The organism is Sphingobacterium paludis (assembly GCF_004364125.1).
GTDB lineage: Bacteria > Bacteroidota > Bacteroidia > Sphingobacteriales > Sphingobacteriaceae > Sphingobacterium > Sphingobacterium paludis.
Genome location: NZ_SNZV01000002.1, coordinates 169,248 through 190,920 on the forward strand (window position 1 = coordinate 169,248; position 21,673 = coordinate 190,920).

A 21,673-nucleotide genomic window follows, 5' to 3' on the forward strand; every position below is an offset into this window, starting at 1 on the left:
ATTATAATTTTTTGGCGAATCAGCATGCTTACCGTTCTAAAATTCCTAGAAGTGCCTCTTTAGATTTATATGCTAGAATTGTGTATAGCCTATTTTTGGCAGCCTGTGCAAATTTTCCACGGCTAGCAGGTCGGCGATATATTTAAAATTTAATGGAGGTTACAGTCAAAATGAGACCTAAAAAATGAGTAGATAAATTTTAAACAGGTTCTAAATTGCTGTAATTTTGTGTACATGGAAGCAGCAACCGAGAAAGATAAACTGAGAATAGACAAATACTTGTGGGCCATTCGAATTTTTAAGACGAGAAGTTTGGCGACAGAAGCCTGTAAAGCGGGGCGCGTAAAGCTGAAGGGCCAAAATGTGAAGGCGTCGGCGGTGGTTAAAATCGGCGATGTATATGCCATACAGAAGGGACCAGAGCGGAAAGTCGTTTTGGTAACGGGATTATTAGAGCGACGGGTTGACGCTAAGACTGCGGTGCAGTTTTACCAAGACCAAACCCCTGTGGAGGATACACATGCTTTTAAATCGGTTTTCCACGCGCCTGTTTTAAAACGTGACCGCGGTACGGGAAGACCAACCAAAAAAGATCGACGAGAAATTGATGATCTGAAAACGGATTGGTGGGAAGATGAGGAAAAAAATAGTTAAGTACCCTTCTACATGCGCTTTTATTATCGTTTGATTTGTGTTGTTTTTTTTGTGGCGCCTTTTCTGTCCATAGCAAAGCAGGATAGTACCGTGCAGATACTTGAGCAGGTGTTCAGCACAAAAGGCAAAATTGAACAGAAGAAAATAGAACGGTTAGCCCTGTTGAAAAAACGTTTGTCGCAGGAGCCAAGTCTAACCGGTAGGCTAGACTTGGCAAGAGAACTCATATTGGCCTATCGAAAATACCAAGTAGATTCGGCCATTCATTATACGCAGCTTTACCGGCAAATGGGTGAGCAGCGTGCGGACTCGTTAGTAATCAATCAAGCCAATTTTTATTTAGCTAGTCTCTATTCGTCAACAGGAAAGTTTATTGAGGCTGAAAACTTACTTCGAAGCGTTAATCGAACTGCATTAGCCAAGGAGCTCGTACCAGCCTATTTTGAAGCATACACCGCTTTCAGCAGCCACTATGGACAAAGTAGCAACAACGAGCAATACTTTAAGCTAAGTGAACGCTACCGCGACTCGCTATTGGTGCTCTTGCCTGACACTTCGTTGCAGCATCGCGTCGCTTTGGCCACCAAGTACCTTTACCACAACCGCGAGGCCGAGGCCGAGAAAATCTTGCAAGGCCTTTTGATAAAAACGAACGATAGTCATCCCGAACGCGGGTTGATCGCCTATCTACTCGGGCTGATGTACAAAAACAAGGATGATATGGAGCAGGCCATGTACTACTTCTCGCTATCAGCCATATCAGACATCAAGCATGTTGTGAAGGACAATGCGTCTTTACAGAGTCTGGCACAATGTTACAATAGCAAAGGTGATGTGGATAAGGCCTATCAATTTATCCAAGCGGCTATCAATGATGCCGCATTTTGTAACATTAGGTACCGATCGCTTGAGAACTCATCCTTCTATGGTATCATCAACGCATCTTTCCAAGAAAAGGAGCTTGCACAGAAACGTGCCTTACGCCAAAATCTAATTGTCATTAGTTTACTCTCGGTATTCCTAGTCATAGCGCTTTTCTTTCTATACAATCAAGTCAAAAAAATTCGACGGGCTCGGATGGAGCTACATCTGGCCAATGCTGAACTAAAGAAATTGAATGATCAGCTATTGCAAAGCAACAATCGCTTATCCGAGTCAAATCATATCAAGGAAGAATACATTGCGCAGTTCTTTGATATCTGCTCCAGCTATATCGATAAGATCGATGAACAACGTAAGCTACTTCTAAAACGTTTTGCCCAAAAGCAATACGATGATATCAATAAAATCCTGAAATCGCAGGATGTTGTTAAAAATGAGCTGGATGAGTTGTACCGCAATTTTGATATTATATTTCTCAATCTGTATCCTTCGTTCATCGAAGATTTTAACCAATTGCTCCGTGATGAAGAGCGTATCAGCCTGAAGGATGGCGAATTGTTGAACACCGAACTGCGTATCTTTGCGCTGATTCGCCTCGGAATTACCGACTCCACAAAGATCGCTTCGTTTCTTCGCTATTCCCTGCGCACCGTTTACAATTATCGTGTCAAAGTACGCGGTAAAGTGTCCGGATCAAAAGACAAATTTGAAGATAAAATTCGGGGTATTGGCGAAATTCGTTCGTATTAATCCTCAAAACAGGTTACTTTTTCTATTCTTATCTGTTTCGTTATCTTGCTTGTTATCAATAATTTGATTTATTTTTTAGTTTACTTTTCATCTTCCCCAACTTCGAAACGACATCTTTTTTCTGCGCCCCGTATTACCTTTGTCATTGCCTCTTGGGGCGAACAATTATAATCCAAACATAAGATCAAATTATAAGACCTATGGCATTTTCTACAAGAATGACGCGTCCTATTTTTCTCTTCGTTTTTTTGCTGTTGCAGGTAATTTCCTTGCGCGCACAAACGATCGTTTCCCTACGCGGAACGGTGAAAGATGGACAAACTAATGGGCCTATCGTCGGGGCAACTGTTTCCCTATCGGGAACAAACAACGTCACATCAACAGATGGCGACGGTAACTTCACGCTGACCAACGTCAGCCGTGGAGCACAAATAGCAGTTTCCTATATCGGCTATGAAACAGCCATGGCAACTGTGGAAAGTGAATCCATAGCGATTACCTTAACATCCAACAGCTCTACTTTGGAAGATGTCGTAGTTATTGGTTATGGATCCGTGAAGCGTAAGGATGTGACAACGGCGATCTCCAGCGTCTCCTTAGAAGATCTCAACCAACGACCGATTGTATCGGCAGGACAGGCCTTGCAGGGTAGGGCTGCAGGCGTATCGGTGATACAACCGAACGGTGCGCCCGGAGGCGAAACCTCGATCCGCATCCGCGGAACAACTTCATTTAACGCCAGTAATAATCCGCTCTATGTGGTTGATGGCGTGCCTGTGGATAATATCAATTTCCTATCGCCAAATGATATGGCGGATATTCAGGTCTTGAAAGACGCTTCTTCCGCTTCCATATATGGCTCGCGCGCTGCCAATGGGGTGGTGTTGATCACCACAAAACAAGGGAAAGCAGGAGACGCCAAAATCGCGCTCAATGGGCAGCTCACACAAAATAGTGTTGCCAATAAAATGGAGTCACTCAATGCTGCACAATACAAAGAACTGCAAGATGAAATTGGCTTGGTTAACCTTCCGGAAGGTCTCCCAGACCGCACAAACTGGTTCGATGAAACATTTACGAAGGGAATCATGCAAAACTACCAGCTGTCCATCTCTGATGGTACCGAGAAACTACGGTACTTTCTCTCTGGAGGCTACCTTAATGAATCTGGCATCATCAACTCCTCGTTTTATCGTCGTTACAACTTTCGTGCAAACATCGAGAATGATGTGCGTAAATGGCTGAAGGTATCTGCTAACGTAGCTTACACCGATGATATTCGTAACGGTATCAACACCGGTAACGGCGCCAACCGGGGCGGTGTAGTACTGTCGACGATTAACACGCCTACCTATGGTGCCATTTGGGATGCGGATTACCCCGGACAATACTATACCGATTTTTATGGGGTAAACATCAGCAGTCCTTTAGAAAATATCGCGCGAACAAAGAATAACAAGGGGAGGGAAAATCGCTTGATTGCTTCAGGAAGTGCAACGGTGAGCTTTACACCTGATTTGACGTTTAAGACAATGCTTGCGCTCGATCGGAGGAATGGGTTGGCCACGACATTCTTGGATCCACTTTCCACAACTTGGGGCCGAACACAATATGGAGAAGCGTCGGACAATCGCAATATGAACACGGTGCTTACGTTCGATAATGTGCTGAATTACAAAAAACAATGGGGCCGCCATGGTATTGATCTGATGGGTGGAACGTCGTGGACCGCATCTGACTACACCAATAGCTGGATCAATGGTTCGCATTTCCGAAACGACCTGATCGAAACACTTAACGTTGCCAATAAGATTTCGTGGACCGCTACGGGTAGCGGTGCATCCGATTGGGCGATTATGTCTTTGTTTGGTCGGGCATCCTACAACTTCGATGGAAAGTATTTAGTGACCGCCAATTTGCGTGGTGACGGTTCCTCAAAATTACATCCCGACTATCGGTGGGGTATCTTCCCTTCGATGTCTGCTGCTTGGCGTCTTTCTTCGGAGAGCTTTTTGGAAGACGTTTCATGGATCAATGATCTAAAGATCCGTGGCGGGTGGGGGCAAACAGGAAACCAGTCTGGCCTTACGGATTACGCGTATTTACAGATGTTTAACGCGACACGCGTCGCTTGGTTTGTGACGGGACAAGAAAATGCCTTGCCCGTAACATCACTTAGTGGAAACCTACGTACACGCGATTTACGTTGGGAAACAACGACGCAAAGTAATATCGGTATCGACTTCACAGGATTCGCCAGTAGACTAACCGTTAATTTAGACTACTACCACAAACGGACAACGGATATGTTGATGAGGGCGACGGTACCAACCGGAGGAGGTAGTTCCGGATCTATCATGCGCAATGAAGGAATAATGACCAATAAAGGATTTGAAGTGAATGTAAGTAGCAAAAATTTAGTGCATGAATTTTTGTGGTCTACGGACTTCAACATCTCCTTTAATCGCAATCGGTTGACGGGTTTGGAACTGCAGCGGATTTATAGCACAGGACGTACTTCCGATTTTGTGGACGATAATGTGGTTCGCAATGAGCCGGGACGAGCATTGGGTGGCTTTTTTGGCTACATCAGCGATGGTGTAGACCCCGAAACCGGTGAGCTACGCTATCGCGATGTGAATGGCGATGGACGTGTTTCTTCCTCCGACAGGACGTACATCGGCGATCCAAATCCAGATTTTATATTTGGCTTGACCAACAACTTGTCTTATCGCGGATTTAACCTAAGTATATTCCTACAAGGATCTTACGGTAACGATATTTACAATGCTTCGCGTATGGAAACGGAAGGGATGTATGACGGTAAAAATCAATCCATCCGCGTGCTCGATCGTTGGCGCGTACCCGGACAGCAGACGAGTATTCCTAAAGCGGGCTTCGATCTAAAGAATTCCAGCCATTTTGTTGAGGACGGAAGTTTTCTACGTGTAAAAAATATTTCCTTGTCGTATGATGTGAAGACGCCACGTTTAACAAATTTGGGAATCAGCCGTTTACAGCCTTTTGTTTCGGCTAGCAACCTATTAACATGGACTAAATATACCGGCTTCGACCCAGAGGTCAATCAATGGGGAGATAATGGTCATGTGCAGGGTATCGATTGGGGTACTTACCCACAGAACCGCTCGTTTGTTGTAGGGCTAAACCTAGAGTTTTAATTGTAATCAGATGAACATGAAAAGATATTTTAGTTACTGTATAGTTTGGGTGGGGATTGCCACCTTGCTGCAAAGTTGTTCGCTCGCACGTGACCCTTTGGATTCTTTCTCGGACGTGACAGAGGGAGTAGATGAGCGAGGGGAATACGTAGCCTTTAAAGATAAGGCCTCGGTGTTGAGCCATCGCCAAGCGATGTATGACCAGATACGTAATAGACAGGAGCACTGGTACCTCGACTTGCTGCTGGTGGGCGATGCACATGCCGATAATGCCTATGCGGGCACTACGGGTGCAGAGGTGCTACCGTTTGAAAATAATTCTATTGAAGGCTCCAATTCTGTGCTCGCCCGAGACTGGAGCCGGTACATGGAAGATGTCGCACTGGCAAATAAGATGGTTCAGTACGTGGACTCCGTAAACGATAATAACCTGACTAGCGTCGAACGTGGTCAATTTAAAGCGGAAGCGAAGATTTTTCGGGCTTTGGTGTATTTTGATATGGTTCGGTTATGGGGCGATGTGCCTTTAGTTACTACGGTAGCAAAGGATATTACCTCCGAGAATATCAAAGAAGTGTATCCTTCCTACTTTCCCACCCAAAGTACGGAGAAAGAAGTTTATGAGCAGATTCAAAAAGATTTGCTGGAAGCGATTCCGAATGCTCCGGCCAACAACGCAGGAAACAAAACTATCTTTAGTAAATCTGTAGCACGCGCTGTCTTAGCCAAGGTGTACGCCGAGAAGCCTTTGCGCGACTACAACAAGGTCATTCAATATGCAGATGAGCTGGCAGCAGATGGCTTTGCATTGGAAGACGACTTCAGTAACCTTTTTGGTATGAATGAAAATAATACGGACGCAAAAAAACGCAATACGCGTGAGTCTATTTTAGAAGGTCAGTTTTTCGCGGGGAATGGAAATTGGGTTACCTGGATGTTCGGGCGTGATCTCACCAACTACAATTCCAACTTCACTTGGGCAAAATGGGTGACGCCATCGCGTGACTTAATTAATACTTTTCAACAAGAAGGTGATCAAGTGCGTTATGCCCAATCGATTGTCTTCTACCAAACAACGTGGAGCAACTATTATCCAGCCAATAACTATCCTTTTATGTATAAAATGCGTTCGGCAGTAAACAGTTTGATAAAATATCGCTATGCGGATATTTTACTTTTAAAAGCCGAAGCTTTGATACAGCGAGAGGGGGGTGACCTGAATGCGGCAGCAGATATTATCGACCAAGTACGAACCCGTGCGAAACTCGCCGTGTTGTCGTCCGGCACGCGCGGCAATCGGACAGCTTTGCTAGAAGCTGTACTAAAAGAACGTCGCTTAGAGCTGGCCTTTGAAGGACAGCGCTGGTTTGACCTTGTGCGATTGGACAAGGTTGAAGGAGTAATGAACGCTGTATATGCAAAAGACAGCGGGCGCCGTACGCAAGTATACCCGTTTACCAACTACTCCTACCGTATGCCGATACCGCAAAGTATTCTCGATCAAAATCCGAACTTAAAGCAAAATTTGGGCTATTAGTCCGATTAAAAACCAATGTATTGAAATGGAAAATTTAAAGAAAACGATACTCTTCAGTAGTTTATTCAGCTTGATGATTATGGCCTGTGGCTCTAGCGGCCAAACAGAAGCCGTACCAGAGCCGCCTCCTGGCAAACAGTCAGGTGATGTAACAATTTATACCACAACCGCCGCCCGTACACAAGAGTTCAAGAAATCCTTTGTCGATTTTGGTGCCGGATCAAATATGTCGCCACGCACTATTCGGCTCAATGAACAAGTGCGCTACCAAACCATGGATGGCTTTGGATCTGCAATCACAGGATCCGCAGCGTATAACTTGCTCAAGATGTCGCAAGCAGATCGTACGCAGTTTTTAAAGGAAACATTCAGCGTGAGCGAAGGAATGGGACAAAGCTACATTCGGATTGCGATTGGCTGCTCGGATTTCTCGCTGAGCGAGTATACCTTAAACGATAAAGAGGGCATTGAAAATTTTGCTTTGCAGGAGGAAGAAACAAAATACGTCATACCTATTTTGAAAGAAATTTTAGCGATAAACCCGCAGATTAAAGTGCTGGGATCACCTTGGACAGCACCAAAATGGATGAAAGTCGCTGACTTGACAAATCTAGCACCCTATGATTCCTGGACTGGCGGGCATCTAAACCCTAAATATTACCAAGATTATGCAACATATTTTGTGAAATGGATTCAGGCGATGCAAGCTGCAGGGGTTGCCGTACACGCGATCACGCCGCAAAATGAACCGCTTAATCCTAGAAATTCAGCATCGATGTTAATGTTTTGGCCGGAGCAAAGAGATTTTGTACGCGATGCGCTTGGCCCAAAATTGCAAGCCGCAGGTTTGCGTACTAAGATATACGCATTTGACCACAACTACAACTATGACAACATGAGTAGTGAAGAAGACTATCCCGTGAAGATCTATGCGGATGCGAAGGCGGCTTCGTATTTCGCCGGTGCTGCATACCACAATTACGGCGGCGATAAGGCTGAGCTGCTCGATATACATAACAAGGCTCCAGAAAAGGAATTGATTTTTACAGAGACCTCCATTGGAACATGGAATACCGGGCAGAATTTGGGTAGGCGGTTGCTTGAGGATATGAAGGAAGTGGCCTTAGGCACCGTGAATAACTGGAGCCGGGCGGTAATTGTGTGGAACCTGATGTTGGATTCAGAACGCGGACCTAATCGGGAGGGCGGTTGCCAAACTTGTTTCGGAGCGGTAGATATCAATTCTTCGGACTATAAGACAATCAAGAAGAATTCCCACTATTTTATTATCGGGCACCTTTCGGCTGTTGTAAAGCCGGGTGCAGTGCGTATTGCTACGGAAGGTTTTGCCGAAGACGATGTGGTACTTTCTGCGTTTAAAAACCCGGATAACAGCTACGCGGTAGTTTTGGCGAATGAGAATACGAAAAGTACACGGATTACATTTACGGACGGTAGTAAATACTTTAGTTATGATATTCCTGCACAGTCTGTAGTTTCTTATACTTGGAAATAATGAGAAAGCACGTACAACATATCCTCCTTCTTCTGGCGCTGGCATCTTTGTGGGCCTGCAAAGAAGAATACCGCTACCCGTTAGAAGGCGGAAAGCCAACGCTGGCTGTAGAAGAGTTGGCAACGAGCGCTCATTTTGGGGATAGCCTCAGTTTTAGGTTGGCTGTCGCCGACGATGGAACGGAGCTTTCGACAGTAAAAGCTCAACTTTATTTCAGTGGCGACAAGGTAGCGGAGACGATTATTCGAACCAAAAGCTACGGTAATTATACTGCTAAAATTTATGTACCTTTTTACAAAGACATTCCAAATGGCACGGCCGAATTGCGATTTATCCTAGAAAATGTAGGTATGGTAAAAGTGGAGGAGACCAAAGAACTCGCCTTGACCCGTCCAGATTTTCCATTTCTAAACTTAATTACCGATACGGAAACCATTCGTCTCGAACGCATGGGGAATAATCAGTATACGGTTACTAAGGAGCTTCCGCAGAAAGTCAAAGGGTACATTCAGGCACCGGCTTTCGGTACACATGGCAATACCCTAAACTTTGGATGGGAAAATGAACGGGTGACACAAGGTAGCACACAGCAGATCCCTTTTTCGTATCTCTCTCCGGGCGAGTATAGTCTTTCATTTAATACGCTAACCTACGCTGCATCGCCATTTCAAAGCTATAAAGTCAATGGCAATGAAATGCGAATGTTGGATGATAGCCATTATACGGCTGATCTGACGCTAGCGGCAAATCAAGAGATCGCATTCACTGACTTTCCGTCGCTTGACAATTGGTGGCTGGATACGGACTTCATGCGTCAGGAGAATGGACGTATCCAGTTTCAAGCTAGCCCGGGAAAATATCGCATCACAGCAGATTTCGATCGCCGCTATTTTATTGTGGAAGCAATGACGGGCAATAATTTGGCTACGTTACATGCTGATGGCACGGGTGCCATCTGGATTATCGGAGAGGGCATAGGCAAGCCAAGTCTTGGTAACCAAGTTGGTTGGACAACCGAGAAAGCACTTTGTCTAGCACCTATCGGGGGTAAAAAATACCGGATCACCGTAGTTGCTGGAGAAAATATATCGACCAATTCCATCAACTTCAAATTCTTCCATCAGAAAGGGTGGGGCGGCGAGTTTAAAAACGATGGATTAGCAAGCAACAGTGATGTGATTTTCGTGGGTAACGGTTCTAACGGACGCGATCCCGGCAATTTAGGTATTGTGTCTGGGAAGCAGCTTCTAAATGGTGCGACCTATGAGCTAACGGTAGATTTATCCGGTGGGAACGATAAAGCGGTCTTGACGGTAGTCCGAAAATAATCGGTATAAGAAGTAAGCAAGGGGAGAAGCTGGATATTTTTTGTCTGGCTTCTCTCCTTATTTGAGTTTAAATCTGTACCTTGAATGGTATTGTGTTGATAAGAAAACTCCCTATGATAAAAACAGGCCTTACCCTTATTTGCATCTTCTTGATGGGCTTTTTGCTAAGCAGCTACGGACAGCAGGCTTCACCAAAACGTTACGTATTAGCAATACATGGAGGTGCTGGAACTATTTTGAAAAAGAACATGAGCGATTCGTTGGAACGTGCTTATGTGGCCGAATTAACGAAGTCATTGCGCGAGGGGTATCGCGTTTTACAGGCGGGGGGTACAAGCGTTGATGCGGTTACTGCTGCTATACAAATAATGGAAGATTCGCCACTTTTCAACGCAGGTAAAGGCGCTGTATTTAACCATAAAGGCGAGAATGAGATGGACGCTTCGATTATGGATGGCAAAACTTTGAAGGCTGGTGCCGTAGCGGGAGTGCATACCATCAGAAATCCGATAACAGCCGCGAAAGCGGTGATGGAACAATCGGAGCACGTGATGATGGTGGGGGCAGGCGCGGAAGAGTTTGCTGATTCCAAAGGAATTGTACTTGTTGATCCCTCTTATTTTTGGACCAAGCCGCGATGGGATGCTTTGCAACGGATCTTACAGCGTGATAAAGAAGCGACGGCTTTGGATCATGACGATAAGCAAAGCAATCGTAAGAAGTATGTGGATGAAAAGTTTGGTACGGTGGGCTGTGTCGCATTAGACCAGCAAGGTGGCTTAGCCGCCGGCACTTCGACAGGCGGGATGACCAATAAAAAGTATGGAAGAGTAGGCGATGCACCCATAATTGGTGCCGGAAATTATGCAAACGACCAAGTCGCTATATCTTGCACCGGTTGGGGCGAGTATTATATTCGTACGGTAGCGGCCTATGATGTTGCCGCTATGGTTGCTTACACCCATGTACCTCTTGCCAAGGCGACGCAAGCTGTTATCGATAAAATTGCCGAACTGGGTGGTGATGGCGGAATGATAGCATTAGATAAAAACGGGGAGGTAGCTATGCCTTTTAACACGGCAGGAATGTATCGCGGAGCTATAACAGCTGATGGTGCTGTAGAGGTCGCAATTTATAAAGACTAACAAACGTTACTCTGGAATTCGGTAAAAATTTAAATACCTCACGATGTTGTTTGCGCGTCGGTTGACATAGGCTGACGGCCTTCTAGCATCCCATTTTTGTGGACTTGGAAGAATGGCGATAATCAACGCCGCTTCCTTCTTGCTTAGGCTTTTCGCCGATTTGTGAAAGTAATATTGTGCCGCCGCTTCCGAACCATAAACGCCCTGACCCATCTCAATGACATTGAGGTATACTTCGAGTATGCGCTTTTTGCTCCAAAAGACTTCAATTAATACGGTGAAATAGGTTTCCAGTCCCTTGCGGAGCCATGAACGATCGGGCCATAGAAACACATTTTTCGCTACTTGTTGGCTAATTGTGCTGCCACCCCGTAGCTTCTTACCGGCTTGATTTTTTTCAAATGCCTGGCGAATGGCTTCGGTGTCAAATCCGCTATGCGTTAGAAAATGCGCATCTTCACCCGCTATCGCAGCCCTCTTTAGATTATTCGATAGTTCGTCATAGCTCAGCCAGTCTTTTTCAATTTTCCATTCTTTACCTGCTGCTTTGCGTTCAAACGCCCGCTGCAGTTGTAGAAAAGTGACTGGCGGATTCATGATCGTTAATAGCAATACCCAAAAAACGGTGAACGCAAAAAACAGCAGGGTGACGCGAAGAATCCAGATGCCCAGCACCTGCTTCCAAGATGTTTTGTAGCCTTTTTTTCTAGTATTTTTCTTTTTTGCTGTAGAGCGTTTGATTGCCATGACCACGAATTGTGCTGCAAAGCTAGGCGATTTTTTGCTATTCTCCTAGTAGAGCGTTCACGAGATCGTTGTTTGTTGAGCGAAGTTGTTTTTATCGGATCCCTTTCGGGCTAAAAATGTAGATCTAGCATTCGCTTATCAGCGCGCGGCGCTCCACAAAGGTCTTGTCAAATCCGGCCATTTACCTTATTTTTACGGCTCACTAAAACGCAGAAATCCGTGGCAAAAGAGAAAAAGCAAACCCCTTTAATGCAACAATATAATACCATCAAAGCCAAATATCCTGGTACTTTGCTGTTGTTTAGAGTGGGCGATTTTTATGAGACCTTTGGAGAAGATGCGATTAAGGCTGCTGGTATTTTGGGTATCGTACTTACAAAAAGGGGGAACGGCTCAGAGTCTGAAACGGCGCTAGCAGGTTTTCCTCATCACTCTTTGGAAACCTATTTGCCGAAACTAGTCCGCGCTGGGCAAAGGGTTGCTATTTGCGATCAATTGGAAGACCCGAAGCAAACCAAAACCATCGTGAAGCGTGGCGTAACCGAGCTTGTCACGCCGGGCGTGTCCTACAATGACAATATCGTTCAGCAAAAGTCCAACAATTATTTGGCCTCGCTTTTTGAAGAGAAGGGTCAGTATGGCATTTCTTTTTTGGATATCTCTACGGGTGAGTTTTTAGTGGCACAGGGCAATGCGAGTTATATCGATAAACTGTTGCAGGGATTTAAACCTACTGAAATTATTTTACCAAAAAAGCAGTATAAGACATTCTTGGAACAATTTGGTAGCCAATACTACACGTATACCTTGGATGAATGGCCGTATACTGGGGACTATGCTTCGGAGACGTTGCTGAAGCATTTCGAGGTTAACTCCATGAAAGGTTTTGGCATCGAACGAATGCCTTTAGGTACCATGGCTGCTGGTGTAGCTTTGCACTATCTCAACGAAACAGAACATCGCAACCTACAACACGTTTCGCATATTGCCCGAATCGAGGAGGATCACTTCATGTGGTTGGATCGTTTTACGATCCGTAATTTGGAGTTGATCGGTTCGGCAAACGAAAATGCAACCACCCTTTCTGATGTTTTGGATCAAACAGCATCTCCAATGGGTGCCCGCCTACTGAAAAGATGGATGGTGATGCCGCTAAAAGATTTGAAATCAATCAACGAGCGGTTGGATGTCGTTTCGTATTTTTCGCAAAACCGAGATTTGCGCGATGAGCTTATCAAAGAGATCAAACAGGTGGGCGATTTGGAACGTCTTATCTCGAAGATAGGTTTACAGAAGGCTAACCCGCGTGAAATTACCCAGCTGAAGCGCTCGTTGTACGCCGTGGAGAAGCTGAAAACTTTGACTAATATCGAGTCTTCCGAAAGTTTGCGTGTTATTGCTGAGCAATTGAACGTTTGCCAGATTATCCGTGACAAAATGGAGCGGATGTTACAGGCAGAGCCGCCCGTATCTATTGTCAAAGGAAATGTGATTGCAGACGGTGTCGATGCGGATTTAGATAAATTGCGTAAAGTGGCCTTTGGTGGGAAGGACTATCTATTGGAAATCCAACGACGGGAATCGGAAGCTACCGGTATTCCTTCGTTAAAGATTGCATTCAATAACGTTTTTGGTTACTACCTGGAAGTAACCAATACGCATAAAGACAAGGTGCCTACGGAATGGATTCGTAAACAAACGTTGGTCAACGCGGAGCGATACATCACGGAAGAGCTAAAGGAATATGAAGAGCAGATCCTTGGTGCTGAGGAAAAAATACAAGCGATAGAAAATCGCATCTATGCGGAGCTTCTATTGGATATTACCAACTATATCAAACCTATCCAGCTCAACGCACAATTAATAGCGAAGCTTGATGTGCTTTTAAACTTCGCATGGATTGCCGAGAAGAATTTTTATGTAAAGCCGGTTGTAACTGCGAACAGGCTATTGGATATAAAAGGTGGCCGGCACCCGGTTATCGAGAAAAATTTACCAATTGGCGAAGATTACATCACCAATGACACGTATCTAGATCCCGAAACCCAGCAGATCATCATCATTACCGGACCCAATATGGCCGGTAAATCAGCTTTATTGCGGCAAACGGGTTTGATTGTGCTGATGGCTCAAATCGGTTGTTTCGTTCCGGCGAAAGAGGCGACAATTGGTCTGGTCGATAAAATCTTTACACGCGTAGGTGCATCCGACAACTTATCGTCTGGAGAGTCCACGTTTATGGTGGAGATGAATGAGACAGCTAGCATCATGAACAACCTTTCGGATCGGTCGCTCATCCTTTTGGACGAAATCGGTCGCGGTACCAGTACGTACGACGGAATCTCTATTGCTTGGGCAATTGCTGAATTTCTACATAACCATCCTACGGCTCGAGCAAAAACGCTTTTTGCTACCCATTACCATGAATTGAATGAGTTGACGAACTCCATGTCTCGTATCAAGAACTTTAATGTGACGGTAAAAGAGCTCAATAATAAAGTGATCTTCTTGCGGAAGCTAGTGCCTGGAGGTTCAGAGCACAGCTTCGGTATTCATGTGGCGAAGTTAGCCGGTATGCCTAATAAATTGATCGGCCGCGCAGGGGAGATACTAAAACGTTTGGAACAAGAGCGTACAGGAGGTGAGCAAATTAAAGATAGCATGCGTAAGATCCAAAAGCAGGCTTATCAACTTCAAATGTTTGCTATCGATGATCCTGTCTTAGAAAAAATACGTGATATGCTGAATAACTTGGATGTCAATACGTTGACCCCGGTTGAGGCCTTGATGAAACTGGATGAAATCCAGCGCTTATTAAAGAATTAGGCACTTATATTATGGGTCAGGTTGCTTCTTTTTTAAAAACGGAAAAAAAGCTGCAAACTGGCGTAGTTGGGTTGTATTGTTGTAAGTAAGCTGCTGTCCCAATTGTAGGGGATGTAATGATATGCAGCTTCCAGGCCTATGTATTTCTTTCCGGCAATATGCCGCATTATATTTAATCCTAAGGTAGTACGCATCGTATTCACGTTGTGATACTGCACGCTACTACCCCCTTCTTCATATTCATCATCATAATAGCCATCGTCGTAGTAATTAACTTCGCTTAGCCCAGTTGTTGTCACGTCAAGATATAGACCTGCTTTTGGAGCAATGATGAATTTATCGTTATCGAAGGCTTTTATCCCAATATTTCCACCGAGGCTGAAGCTCGCGCCAGAGTTAACATGTTCCACCTCGTTATAGAGGTTGTAATCAAAAGAACGGTCATTGCTATTTATCCGTATTTTAATTCCACCCTCAAATAGAAACAGGGATGAAAGTCCCGAAGCATACATGACGCTAACCGTTGGGTTTGTTTTGAAAAGAGGGTCAGATCCGGTAATTGGAAATTCAGCTCCCGCAGCGATGACGACACCCGCTCTTTTATTATCGTAGTTGGCACGCGAAACATTTTCTGAAACTACGGGTAGCGTTTCTTGGACAACTGGTTGGGTGGCTTCTCCTGCGTAAGATTGGTAGAACTTATCTAATTGGTCGGCAAAGAGGTACGTAATTTGCTCTTCCTGCGCATTAAGTGTATAAGAGGAGGAAACCAACAATGCATTTGCCTTCAGCTTGGTCAGCGAGTCTATGGGGTGGTTGAGTGGAATGTAACTAAAGTCTGGCTTATTGTCTTGATAGATTCGCCGATATTCTTTTTCGACTGAATAATCCCAACGCATAGTAAGGACTTCGTGATAATTTTTTGAAAGGTAGTCTGCGATCAATTCGGCAGTTGCCTTTTTTTCTACTAAGGCTTGGATGATACGCATGCGTTGTGTGAACTCACTTTCTCCGCAAGCACTTTGCATCGTTCCTAGTATGCTCTCGAGGGGTTGATAGTCATTCTTTTTTAAAGCAGGAACAAGTTTTTCTAGCGCAATGGCGGTAATCTGTTCACAGTCTTGCAAAGCGTCGTCGGTATTGGCTCGTGCATAGATGGGGTAGGCGAAGAGCTGTAGAAAAAGCAGAAGTGTGAAAAGTTTAGCCATGACATTAATCATGTACCAATGATAATAAAATTAATTCGCTTATAAAAGGGAAGAGAGCTAGTCCCGCCAAAATATAAGTTTACCTTTGCGTATGGCTTCCATTTTTAAGTTTAAGCAGTTCGACGTCGATCAGGGAGACTGCGCGATGAAGATTAATACCGATGGGGTGATTTTGGGCGCTTCGGCATTCCAAGCTAACGCTAGGCGTATCCTCGACGTGGGAACGGGTACGGGTGTCGTTGCACTCATGCTTGCACAACGCCATCCTGAAGCATTTATCGATGCCGTTGAAATTGACGAAGCCGCTAGTCGTCAGGCCGATTACAACTTCCGCAGATCTTGTTTTGCCAGTCGCTTGCGTTCGATTACCGGTGCTTTCCAAGATGTCGAAACGCAGCATGGCTATGATTTGATTGTATCAAATCCCCCATTCTATACGAACTCCTTACACAATCCTGACCCGCGCAAGAAATTGGCAAAACATACCGATGAAGCTTTTTTTGAAAGTTTGCTAGACTTCGTAGGAAAGCACCTTTCTCCTGATGGTAAATTCCAATGCATCCTTCCGGTTGCCTTAGCTGATAAGATGATTGGCAATATGTTGGCAAAACGAGCATTGCACTTTCGGCATCGTTTAAGCATTTCTTCCTATCCAGGTGAAGATCCGATTCGTAGCCTAATCACTATCCAAAAGGATGCAGGGGATGCGGTGCAAGAGGACTTGCTGATATATCAAAACCGCGGAGAGCATACTATGGCATATAGGACTTTGTTAAAACCCTACTTTTTAGCTTACTGATGATGAAAAAAATTGGATTATTATCTGACACGCACGGCTACCTGGATGACGCTGTTTTTCGATACTTTGAGCCCTGTGATGAGATCTGGCATGCAGGAGATTTTGGTTCGATAGGCATTGTTGATCATTTAGCGGCCTTTAAGCCTTTTAGAGGGGTTTGGGGAAATATTGATGGTCAAGATATTCGACAGGCATGCTTGGAACATGAACGTTTTATGTGCGAAAATGTGGATGTATGGATGACGCATATCGGCGGGTACCCTGGAAGATATGCGGTGCAAGTGCGACCCGAAATTACATTGAATCCGCCCAAACTATTTATTTGCGGGCATTCCCATATCCTAAAAGTGCAGTATGATCCTAAATTGAATTTATTGCATCTGAATCCTGGCGCCGCGGGAAAGCAAGGCTGGCATAAAGTGCGAACATTAATGCGTTTTCACATAACGGAAGATCGTATCGAAAACCTCGAAGTGATTGAGTTGGGTAATCGCTAGCTTATAGGCTATCGCGCACTTCTATCAAAAATTTCTTCAGGCGCTCCAACGAATCGACTACCCGTTGGTTTTCCTTCACTTCATTTTTATTGGCGCGTAAATAGTCCCTGGCACCTTGCAGGGTATATCCTTTGTCTTTCACTAGATTAAAGATAATCTTCAAGTTGGAAATGTCTTCTTGGGTGAAAAGACGGTTGCCTTTCTTGTTTTTTTTGGGTTGTAGAATATCAAATTCACGTTCGTAAAATCTGATCTGAGAAGCGTTTACACCAAACATCGTGGTCACTTCTCCCATCGTATAATATAACTTATTTATTTCACGTTCTTTGTATGGCATAGTTTACGTTCTACTTTAACAAATATACGAGCTCTGTTTGATATTCAAAATTTTTCAGTGCCGTAATCTTTTCGGGAAACTTCTTAATTTTGAAAGGTGAAAGGCTTTGTAATTGTCAGTAAGTTTTGGACCAATATGTTTTCAGCAGGGCGCGCCGTTGCGGTCACCGTTTTTCCATTTATTTTTGTTAGGTCGCAAAGCCTTATCTCGGACTATGTCTTGCTTCAGCACGAGCGCATCCATATTAGACAGGCTTTAGAGCTAGCTGTATTACCTTTCTATGTATGGTATCTGTTGGAGTTTATTGTTCGCTATTGTCGATGTGGCAACTTTCAAAAAGCTTACCGATCTATTTCTTTTGAGCAGGAAGCTTATGCCCACGAAACGGAACCGCATTATTTGGAGCGCCGTCAATGCTGGGCGTTTTTAAACTATTTTAAAACCTCCTGAAAGCGAAGAAGCCCCTGCATAGAGGAGCTTCTTCGTTATATTTGGAAAATCTTACGCGTAAACTAAGCGGAGATAGGCTGCTACTTTCGCTTTGAGATTTCTTCTATCCACAATAAAGTCTAGGAAGCCATGTTCCAACACAAATTCAGAGGTCTGAAAGCCTTTTGGCAAATCTTTTTTTATCGTTTCTTTAATAACGCGTGGCCCGGCAAAACCTATCAGTGCACCTGGTTCTGCGATATTAATGTCGCCTAGCATGGCGTAAGAAGCGGTCACTCCCCCTGTTGTAGGATCTGTCAATAGACATACATATGGGATTTTTGCTTTCGCCAATAGAGCCAATTTTGCTGATGTCTTTGCCATTTGCATCAAGGAAAAAGCGGCCTCCATCATACGCGCTCCACCAGATTTAGAGATCAACATGAATGGGATTTTGTGTTCCAAGCAGTAGTCAATGGACCGTGCGATTTTTTCGCCGACGACCGATCCCATGGAACCCCCAATAAAGTTAAAGTCCATACAGGCAATAACGACATCCTTTCCTTCCATCTTGCCTTGTCCGCAGCGGATAGCATCTTTCAGACCTGTTTTTGCTTGGCTATCAGCCAAACGGACAGGATACGGCTTTGTATCAGAAAATTGTAAAGGATCGCCGGAGGTTAGGTTTTCAAAAAGTTCAGTGAAATCGTTGTTGTCGAAAAGTATAGAAAAGTAAGCTGCCGAGCCAATGCGAATATGGTAGTCGCAATACTGGCATACATATTTATTCTCAATTTGCTCGCTGTTCAATAACGGCTTCTTACAATTCGGACATTTATTCCACATGCCGTCAGGAGCTTCCTTTTTATTTTCGGTTGCAGTACTGATTCCTGCCTTGTTTCTTTTAAACCAACTCATAAGTATTCGATAATTCGGACTACAAATAAACAAAAAATATCCTGAAAAATAGTATAAAGGGCGTAATAGTGGTATACGTCGGTTTGCCCAAATGAGATTTGATCATTAGTTTCGAACACGTACTCTCGAATGCTGTCGATAGGCTGAAAGCAAGCATCTAAGCGTAATAGATATTCCGTCGAGCTTACGAAGCAATGTTACTTGTCCCCCTCTTTGGGAATAAGACGTAAGCGATCGTGGATTACGTTCACGGAATCTCTATACATTTTTAGATGTCGTAGCAGGTGTTCAACACGCTCATAATGCGAAGCGTCATTTAAAAATGCCAAATTAGGACTACAATATAATTTAAATTTTTGGAGCGAATCTCCACGGAGCGTTGTGTATTCCAGTAGTAATGGATCCCAGATTTCGCTAGCGAGATCTTCTTCAAACTCGCGCTCAAATTGAGCTTGCAGTCTTCGAGCGGCACGTCCGCGGTTGCTAAAATGGTTGTAAAGCTTTTGAATGTTCAGGGCTATCCCACCGAAAGGTGAAAATGTAACCATATTCTTATTGTCTCCTAAAAGATATATCTCTTTATGATAAGCCTTTTTGTCTTCAAATTTCGAACGGGCATCTATTTTTCGTTCAATATATATTTCGTCTATAGCTATGGTGTCCGTGTGTAGGGTGTCTTGCTGTATTCGCGGCACTTTTTTAACGTCTGCCCCGCGAAGCAAAATGCAGAGTGTTAACATGCTGCATACAGTAATAAATACAGTTCTCCTCACCATAAGTTTTCTAAACCTATGACTAATTTGCAAATAGTTGTCGACTTTAACATGCCTTAACAAGATTATATTTAAAATGCTGTAAACCTTTTTTTGTCGTAATTATTTTGATAATTGCGTCAAAATTGGTGCATTTGTATAGTTATAGGGGGGGTATTACGACATATTTGATTCCAATTAGCTTAGAAGTGTCGTAATCATGATAAACAGATCGAGGATGGCGAATTAAGAAAAGCAACTGATAACGAGTTAAATAGCCGGTTTGCTCGGTATTTACGATTTAAACCGTGTGGATCTATTGAAAGATGTTTTTATATGGTCTTATGAACGCTCTGCAACTCGATATGCAGCAATTAAGCAATCTTTAGGTGAACCCGATCCGTTGCAAGTTACCTATAGGGATGATATTCGTTACATCATCGGTGAAGTTGTTAGAAAAGCAATCGTTCAGGAGGAAGCGGTTAAAATGATAGCAGATTATTCAGGGAGCTTGCCAAAAAGTGATAGAAGTAAATTTGTTGAGATTGTGGATACCGAATTACTCTCCATGCACGACGGGAATTTTGCACGTTTCCAAATTAAGCCATCTAAATATAGAAAATGGAAAGAAATTTGGAAACGGTAAATATCTCCCGCTTCTGCAAGTAAGCTGATACCTCGCCATTTTTTTGGGAAGAATGGGAGAGCATTCCTATAGGGCTACCCTTTGCTGGGGAATGCTACTCTGATGTTAATCTTCTCGTCTTTCATTGATCTTGCTACCAATGTAATTGACCTCTTCATCCATCCCGAACATGGGAAGCTCGGTTTCAGGATTTAGTTTTAACCAGGAGGTATCGTTGTCACGGATAATCTTGACGTATTCTTTTCCATCCTTGAAAATAACAAAAACATCCTCTTCCTCCGGAAAGACTGAATACACGATGTTCTCCAACTCAATGTCAAATGGCTCTTGTGCTCCTTCTAATTTCATGCGCTAATTTTTTAATCAAAGTTAGAACTTTTAAACAAAATTCTTATTTTTAAGAATCCAATTATGAACAAGATTCAACAAATAGCACTCACCAAGATTAAAGGCGTAGGTTCGCGAACAGCGCGCATGCTGCTAGCGTATTGCGGTTCTGTTGATGCAATTTTTAACGCAACGCGGAAAGAGCTGCTCGCCATCCCTTCTATCGGTAAGGTAACAGTAGATGCTATTTTGTCGAAAAATTATTTGGATGAAGCGGAGCGCGAATTTCTTTTTATTGATAAACATCGTATCCAAGTATTATGGATAGAGAGTCCGAGCTATCCCAAGCGTTTACTGCATTGTGAAGACGCGCCCCTATTACTTTATCACAAAGGTGCCGCCAATCTCAATAGTCGCCGTGTGGTCAGTATTGTGGGCACTCGGAATGCGACGCCCTACGGACGCCAGCTTTGCGAAGAGCTTGTAGCAGCGATGCCAGTTCAGGATACTCTTGTTGTGAGTGGCCTTGCTTACGGCATTGACGTCTTAGCTCACCGTCAGTCTATTAAACATGATGTCCCTACAGTAGGCGTGCTGGGGCATGGCCTCGATATCATCTATCCTGCAGCACATCGGGAGTTGGCTTCTCGCATGCTGGAAAAGGGAGGGCTTCTCACGGAGTTTCCTTCGGGTACAGCGCCGGAACGAAATAATTTTCCTGCCCGCAACCGCATTATCGCCGGCTTAGCAGATGTTACCGTAATTGTTGAGGCTGCACACAAAGGTGGAGCGTTAATTACGGCGGAGTTGGCTAATAGCTATAACCGCGACGTTTGTGCTTTTCCTGGTCGGATTGATCAGGAGTACTCGGCGGGCTGTAATTACCTTATCAAAACTAATCGCGCACACTTGATTCGTAACGCAGAGGATCTCTGCTATTTAATGGGGTGGGAAGATCGTGTCAAGAACGAAACGAGTATTCAGCTTCCGCTACACCAACTTGACTTGACGAAAGATCAACAGCGGGTTTACAACTACTTGCAAGATAAGGAGCAGGCCGTCGTCGATGAGATCGCCCTGTTCCTGGATTGGCCAATGAGTAAACTTGCTATGGTGCTTTTGGAAATGGAAATGAACAATATTGTGCTAGCCTTACCGGGCAAGATGTACCGGAAGGTGTGACACCTCACTATAAA

At 44.2% G+C, this 21,673-nt stretch carries 19 protein-coding genes; 13 read left to right on the forward strand and 6 right to left on the reverse strand.

The window, feature by feature from the left end; all coding sequences use genetic code 11:
* Positions 1–234 precede the first annotated feature (234 nt).
* From B0I21_RS03655 to B0I21_RS03685, 7 genes are all read left to right on the forward strand, one after another.
* Positions 235–654, forward strand: coding sequence for an RNA-binding S4 domain-containing protein (locus tag B0I21_RS03655; RefSeq protein ID WP_133639121.1), 420 nt, complete (start codon positions 235–237; stop codon positions 652–654).
* Between the two features lie 12 nt (positions 655–666).
* The gene (locus tag B0I21_RS03660; protein ID WP_133639122.1) at positions 667–2,286 is read left to right on the forward strand and encodes a DUF6377 domain-containing protein; all 1,620 of its coding nucleotides are present in this window, start codon (positions 667–669) and stop codon (positions 2,284–2,286) included.
* Positions 2,287–2,486: 200 nt separating this feature from the next.
* Positions 2,487–5,465: a SusC/RagA family TonB-linked outer membrane protein gene (locus B0I21_RS03665; RefSeq protein ID WP_133639123.1), complete on the forward strand. Its 2,979-nt coding sequence runs from the start codon at positions 2,487–2,489 to the stop codon at positions 5,463–5,465.
* A 16-nt stretch (positions 5,466–5,481) separates the two neighbouring features.
* Complete coding sequence (locus tag B0I21_RS03670) at positions 5,482–7,002, forward strand: RagB/SusD family nutrient uptake outer membrane protein (RefSeq protein ID WP_133639124.1); 1,521 nt, start codon at positions 5,482–5,484, stop codon at positions 7,000–7,002.
* A gap of 25 nt (positions 7,003–7,027) precedes the next feature.
* On the forward strand, positions 7,028–8,518 hold the full coding sequence (locus tag B0I21_RS03675) for a glycoside hydrolase family 30 protein (protein ID WP_243835939.1): 1,491 nt from the start codon (positions 7,028–7,030) through the stop codon (positions 8,516–8,518).
* Positions 8,518–9,846 (forward strand): DUF5125 domain-containing protein, encoded by a 1,329-nt coding sequence (locus tag B0I21_RS03680; RefSeq protein ID WP_133639125.1) that lies wholly within the window; start codon positions 8,518–8,520, stop codon positions 9,844–9,846. The genes B0I21_RS03675 and B0I21_RS03680 overlap by 1 nt, the downstream gene beginning before the upstream one ends.
* 113 nt (positions 9,847–9,959) lie before the next feature.
* Positions 9,960–10,991 carry an isoaspartyl peptidase/L-asparaginase family protein gene (locus B0I21_RS03685; RefSeq protein WP_133639126.1) on the forward strand — a complete coding sequence of 344 codons (1,032 nt, stop codon included), beginning with the start codon at positions 9,960–9,962 and terminating at the stop codon, positions 10,989–10,991.
* Between the two features lie 6 nt (positions 10,992–10,997).
* On the opposite strand, the gene mtgA is transcribed toward B0I21_RS03685, so the two are convergent.
* Entirely contained in the window at positions 10,998–11,738 is a 741-nt protein-coding gene (gene mtgA / locus B0I21_RS03690) for a monofunctional biosynthetic peptidoglycan transglycosylase (RefSeq protein ID WP_133639127.1), read from the reverse strand.
* A gap of 219 nt (positions 11,739–11,957) precedes the next feature.
* Here mtgA and mutS point away from each other — a divergent pair, with 219 nt between their 5' ends.
* Positions 11,958–14,564 (forward strand): DNA mismatch repair protein MutS, encoded by a 2,607-nt coding sequence (mutS, locus tag B0I21_RS03695; RefSeq protein ID WP_133639128.1) that lies wholly within the window; start codon positions 11,958–11,960, stop codon positions 14,562–14,564.
* A gap of 32 nt (positions 14,565–14,596) precedes the next feature.
* On the opposite strand, the gene B0I21_RS03700 is transcribed toward mutS, so the two are convergent.
* Complete coding sequence (locus tag B0I21_RS03700; RefSeq protein ID WP_133639129.1) at positions 14,597–15,772, reverse strand: hypothetical protein; 1,176 nt, start codon at positions 15,770–15,772, stop codon at positions 14,597–14,599.
* A 91-nt stretch (positions 15,773–15,863) separates the two neighbouring features.
* Between B0I21_RS03700 and B0I21_RS03705 the strand changes: the two genes are divergently transcribed.
* Together B0I21_RS03705 and B0I21_RS03710 are read left to right on the forward strand one after the other, a co-directional pair.
* Positions 15,864–16,571, forward strand: coding sequence for a tRNA1(Val) (adenine(37)-N6)-methyltransferase (locus B0I21_RS03705; RefSeq protein ID WP_133639130.1), 708 nt, complete (start codon positions 15,864–15,866; stop codon positions 16,569–16,571).
* Between the two features lie 2 nt (positions 16,572–16,573).
* Positions 16,574–17,068, forward strand: a complete 495-nt coding sequence (locus B0I21_RS03710) for a metallophosphoesterase family protein (protein WP_133639560.1) — start codon at positions 16,574–16,576, stop codon at positions 17,066–17,068.
* Position 17,069: 1 nt separating this feature from the next.
* Here the strand turns inward: B0I21_RS03710 and B0I21_RS03715 are convergent, their stop codons facing one another.
* Positions 17,070–17,405: a MerR family transcriptional regulator gene (locus B0I21_RS03715; protein WP_133639131.1), complete on the reverse strand. Its 336-nt coding sequence runs from the start codon at positions 17,403–17,405 to the stop codon at positions 17,070–17,072.
* A gap of 96 nt (positions 17,406–17,501) precedes the next feature.
* Between B0I21_RS03715 and B0I21_RS03720 the strand changes: the two genes are divergently transcribed.
* Entirely contained in the window at positions 17,502–17,855 is a 354-nt protein-coding gene (locus B0I21_RS03720) for a hypothetical protein (RefSeq protein WP_243835940.1), read from the forward strand.
* Between the two features lie 51 nt (positions 17,856–17,906).
* On the opposite strand, the gene accD is transcribed toward B0I21_RS03720, so the two are convergent.
* Both accD and B0I21_RS03730 read right to left on the reverse strand, forming a co-directional pair.
* Positions 17,907–18,752 (reverse strand): acetyl-CoA carboxylase, carboxyltransferase subunit beta, encoded by an 846-nt coding sequence (gene accD / locus B0I21_RS03725; protein WP_133639132.1) that lies wholly within the window; start codon positions 18,750–18,752, stop codon positions 17,907–17,909.
* A gap of 197 nt (positions 18,753–18,949) precedes the next feature.
* On the reverse strand, positions 18,950–19,528 hold the full coding sequence (locus B0I21_RS03730) for a hypothetical protein (protein ID WP_208292260.1): 579 nt from the start codon (positions 19,526–19,528) through the stop codon (positions 18,950–18,952).
* Positions 19,529–19,814: 286 nt separating this feature from the next.
* Here B0I21_RS03730 and B0I21_RS03735 point away from each other — a divergent pair, with 286 nt between their 5' ends.
* Complete coding sequence (locus B0I21_RS03735) at positions 19,815–20,150, forward strand: hypothetical protein (protein ID WP_208292261.1); 336 nt, start codon at positions 19,815–19,817, stop codon at positions 20,148–20,150.
* A 105-nt stretch (positions 20,151–20,255) separates the two neighbouring features.
* Here B0I21_RS03735 and B0I21_RS03740 read toward each other — a convergent pair whose 3' ends face one another.
* On the reverse strand, positions 20,256–20,498 hold the full coding sequence (locus B0I21_RS03740; protein ID WP_133639135.1) for a hypothetical protein: 243 nt from the start codon (positions 20,496–20,498) through the stop codon (positions 20,256–20,258).
* Between the two features lie 63 nt (positions 20,499–20,561).
* Between B0I21_RS03740 and dprA the strand changes: the two genes are divergently transcribed.
* Positions 20,562–21,659: a DNA-processing protein DprA gene (dprA, locus tag B0I21_RS03745; protein ID WP_133639136.1), complete on the forward strand. Its 1,098-nt coding sequence runs from the start codon at positions 20,562–20,564 to the stop codon at positions 21,657–21,659.
* Positions 21,660–21,673: the final 14 nt, after the last annotated feature.

Excerpts from the sequence above, each read along its gene's own strand:
- B0I21_RS03655 (WP_133639121.1), top strand. The coding sequence starts at position 235 with ATGGAAGCAGCAACCGAGAAAGATAAACTGAGAATAGACAAATACTTG.
- B0I21_RS03660 (WP_133639122.1), top strand. The coding sequence starts at position 667 with ATGCGCTTTTATTATCGTTTGATTTGTGTTGTTTTTTTTGTGGCGCCT.
- B0I21_RS03665 (WP_133639123.1), top strand. The coding sequence starts at position 2,487 with ATGGCATTTTCTACAAGAATGACGCGTCCTATTTTTCTCTTCGTTTTT.
- B0I21_RS03670 (WP_133639124.1), top strand. The coding sequence starts at position 5,482 with ATGAAAAGATATTTTAGTTACTGTATAGTTTGGGTGGGGATTGCCACC.
- B0I21_RS03675 (WP_243835939.1), top strand. The coding sequence starts at position 7,028 with ATGGAAAATTTAAAGAAAACGATACTCTTCAGTAGTTTATTCAGCTTG.
- B0I21_RS03680 (WP_133639125.1), top strand. The coding sequence starts at position 8,518 with ATGAGAAAGCACGTACAACATATCCTCCTTCTTCTGGCGCTGGCATCT.
- B0I21_RS03685 (WP_133639126.1), top strand. The coding sequence starts at position 9,960 with ATGATAAAAACAGGCCTTACCCTTATTTGCATCTTCTTGATGGGCTTT.
- mtgA (WP_133639127.1), bottom strand. The coding sequence starts at position 11,738 with ATGGCAATCAAACGCTCTACAGCAAAAAAGAAAAATACTAGAAAAAAA.
- B0I21_RS03700 (WP_133639129.1), bottom strand. The coding sequence starts at position 15,772 with ATGGCTAAACTTTTCACACTTCTGCTTTTTCTACAGCTCTTCGCCTAC.
- B0I21_RS03705 (WP_133639130.1), top strand. The coding sequence starts at position 15,864 with ATGGCTTCCATTTTTAAGTTTAAGCAGTTCGACGTCGATCAGGGAGAC.
- B0I21_RS03710 (WP_133639560.1), top strand. The coding sequence starts at position 16,574 with ATGAAAAAAATTGGATTATTATCTGACACGCACGGCTACCTGGATGAC.
- B0I21_RS03715 (WP_133639131.1), bottom strand. The coding sequence starts at position 17,405 with ATGCCATACAAAGAACGTGAAATAAATAAGTTATATTATACGATGGGA.
- accD (WP_133639132.1), bottom strand. The coding sequence starts at position 18,752 with ATGAGTTGGTTTAAAAGAAACAAGGCAGGAATCAGTACTGCAACCGAA.
- B0I21_RS03730 (WP_208292260.1), bottom strand. The coding sequence starts at position 19,528 with ATGGTGAGGAGAACTGTATTTATTACTGTATGCAGCATGTTAACACTC.
- B0I21_RS03740 (WP_133639135.1), bottom strand. The coding sequence starts at position 20,498 with ATGAAATTAGAAGGAGCACAAGAGCCATTTGACATTGAGTTGGAGAAC.
- dprA (WP_133639136.1), top strand. The coding sequence starts at position 20,562 with ATGAACAAGATTCAACAAATAGCACTCACCAAGATTAAAGGCGTAGGT.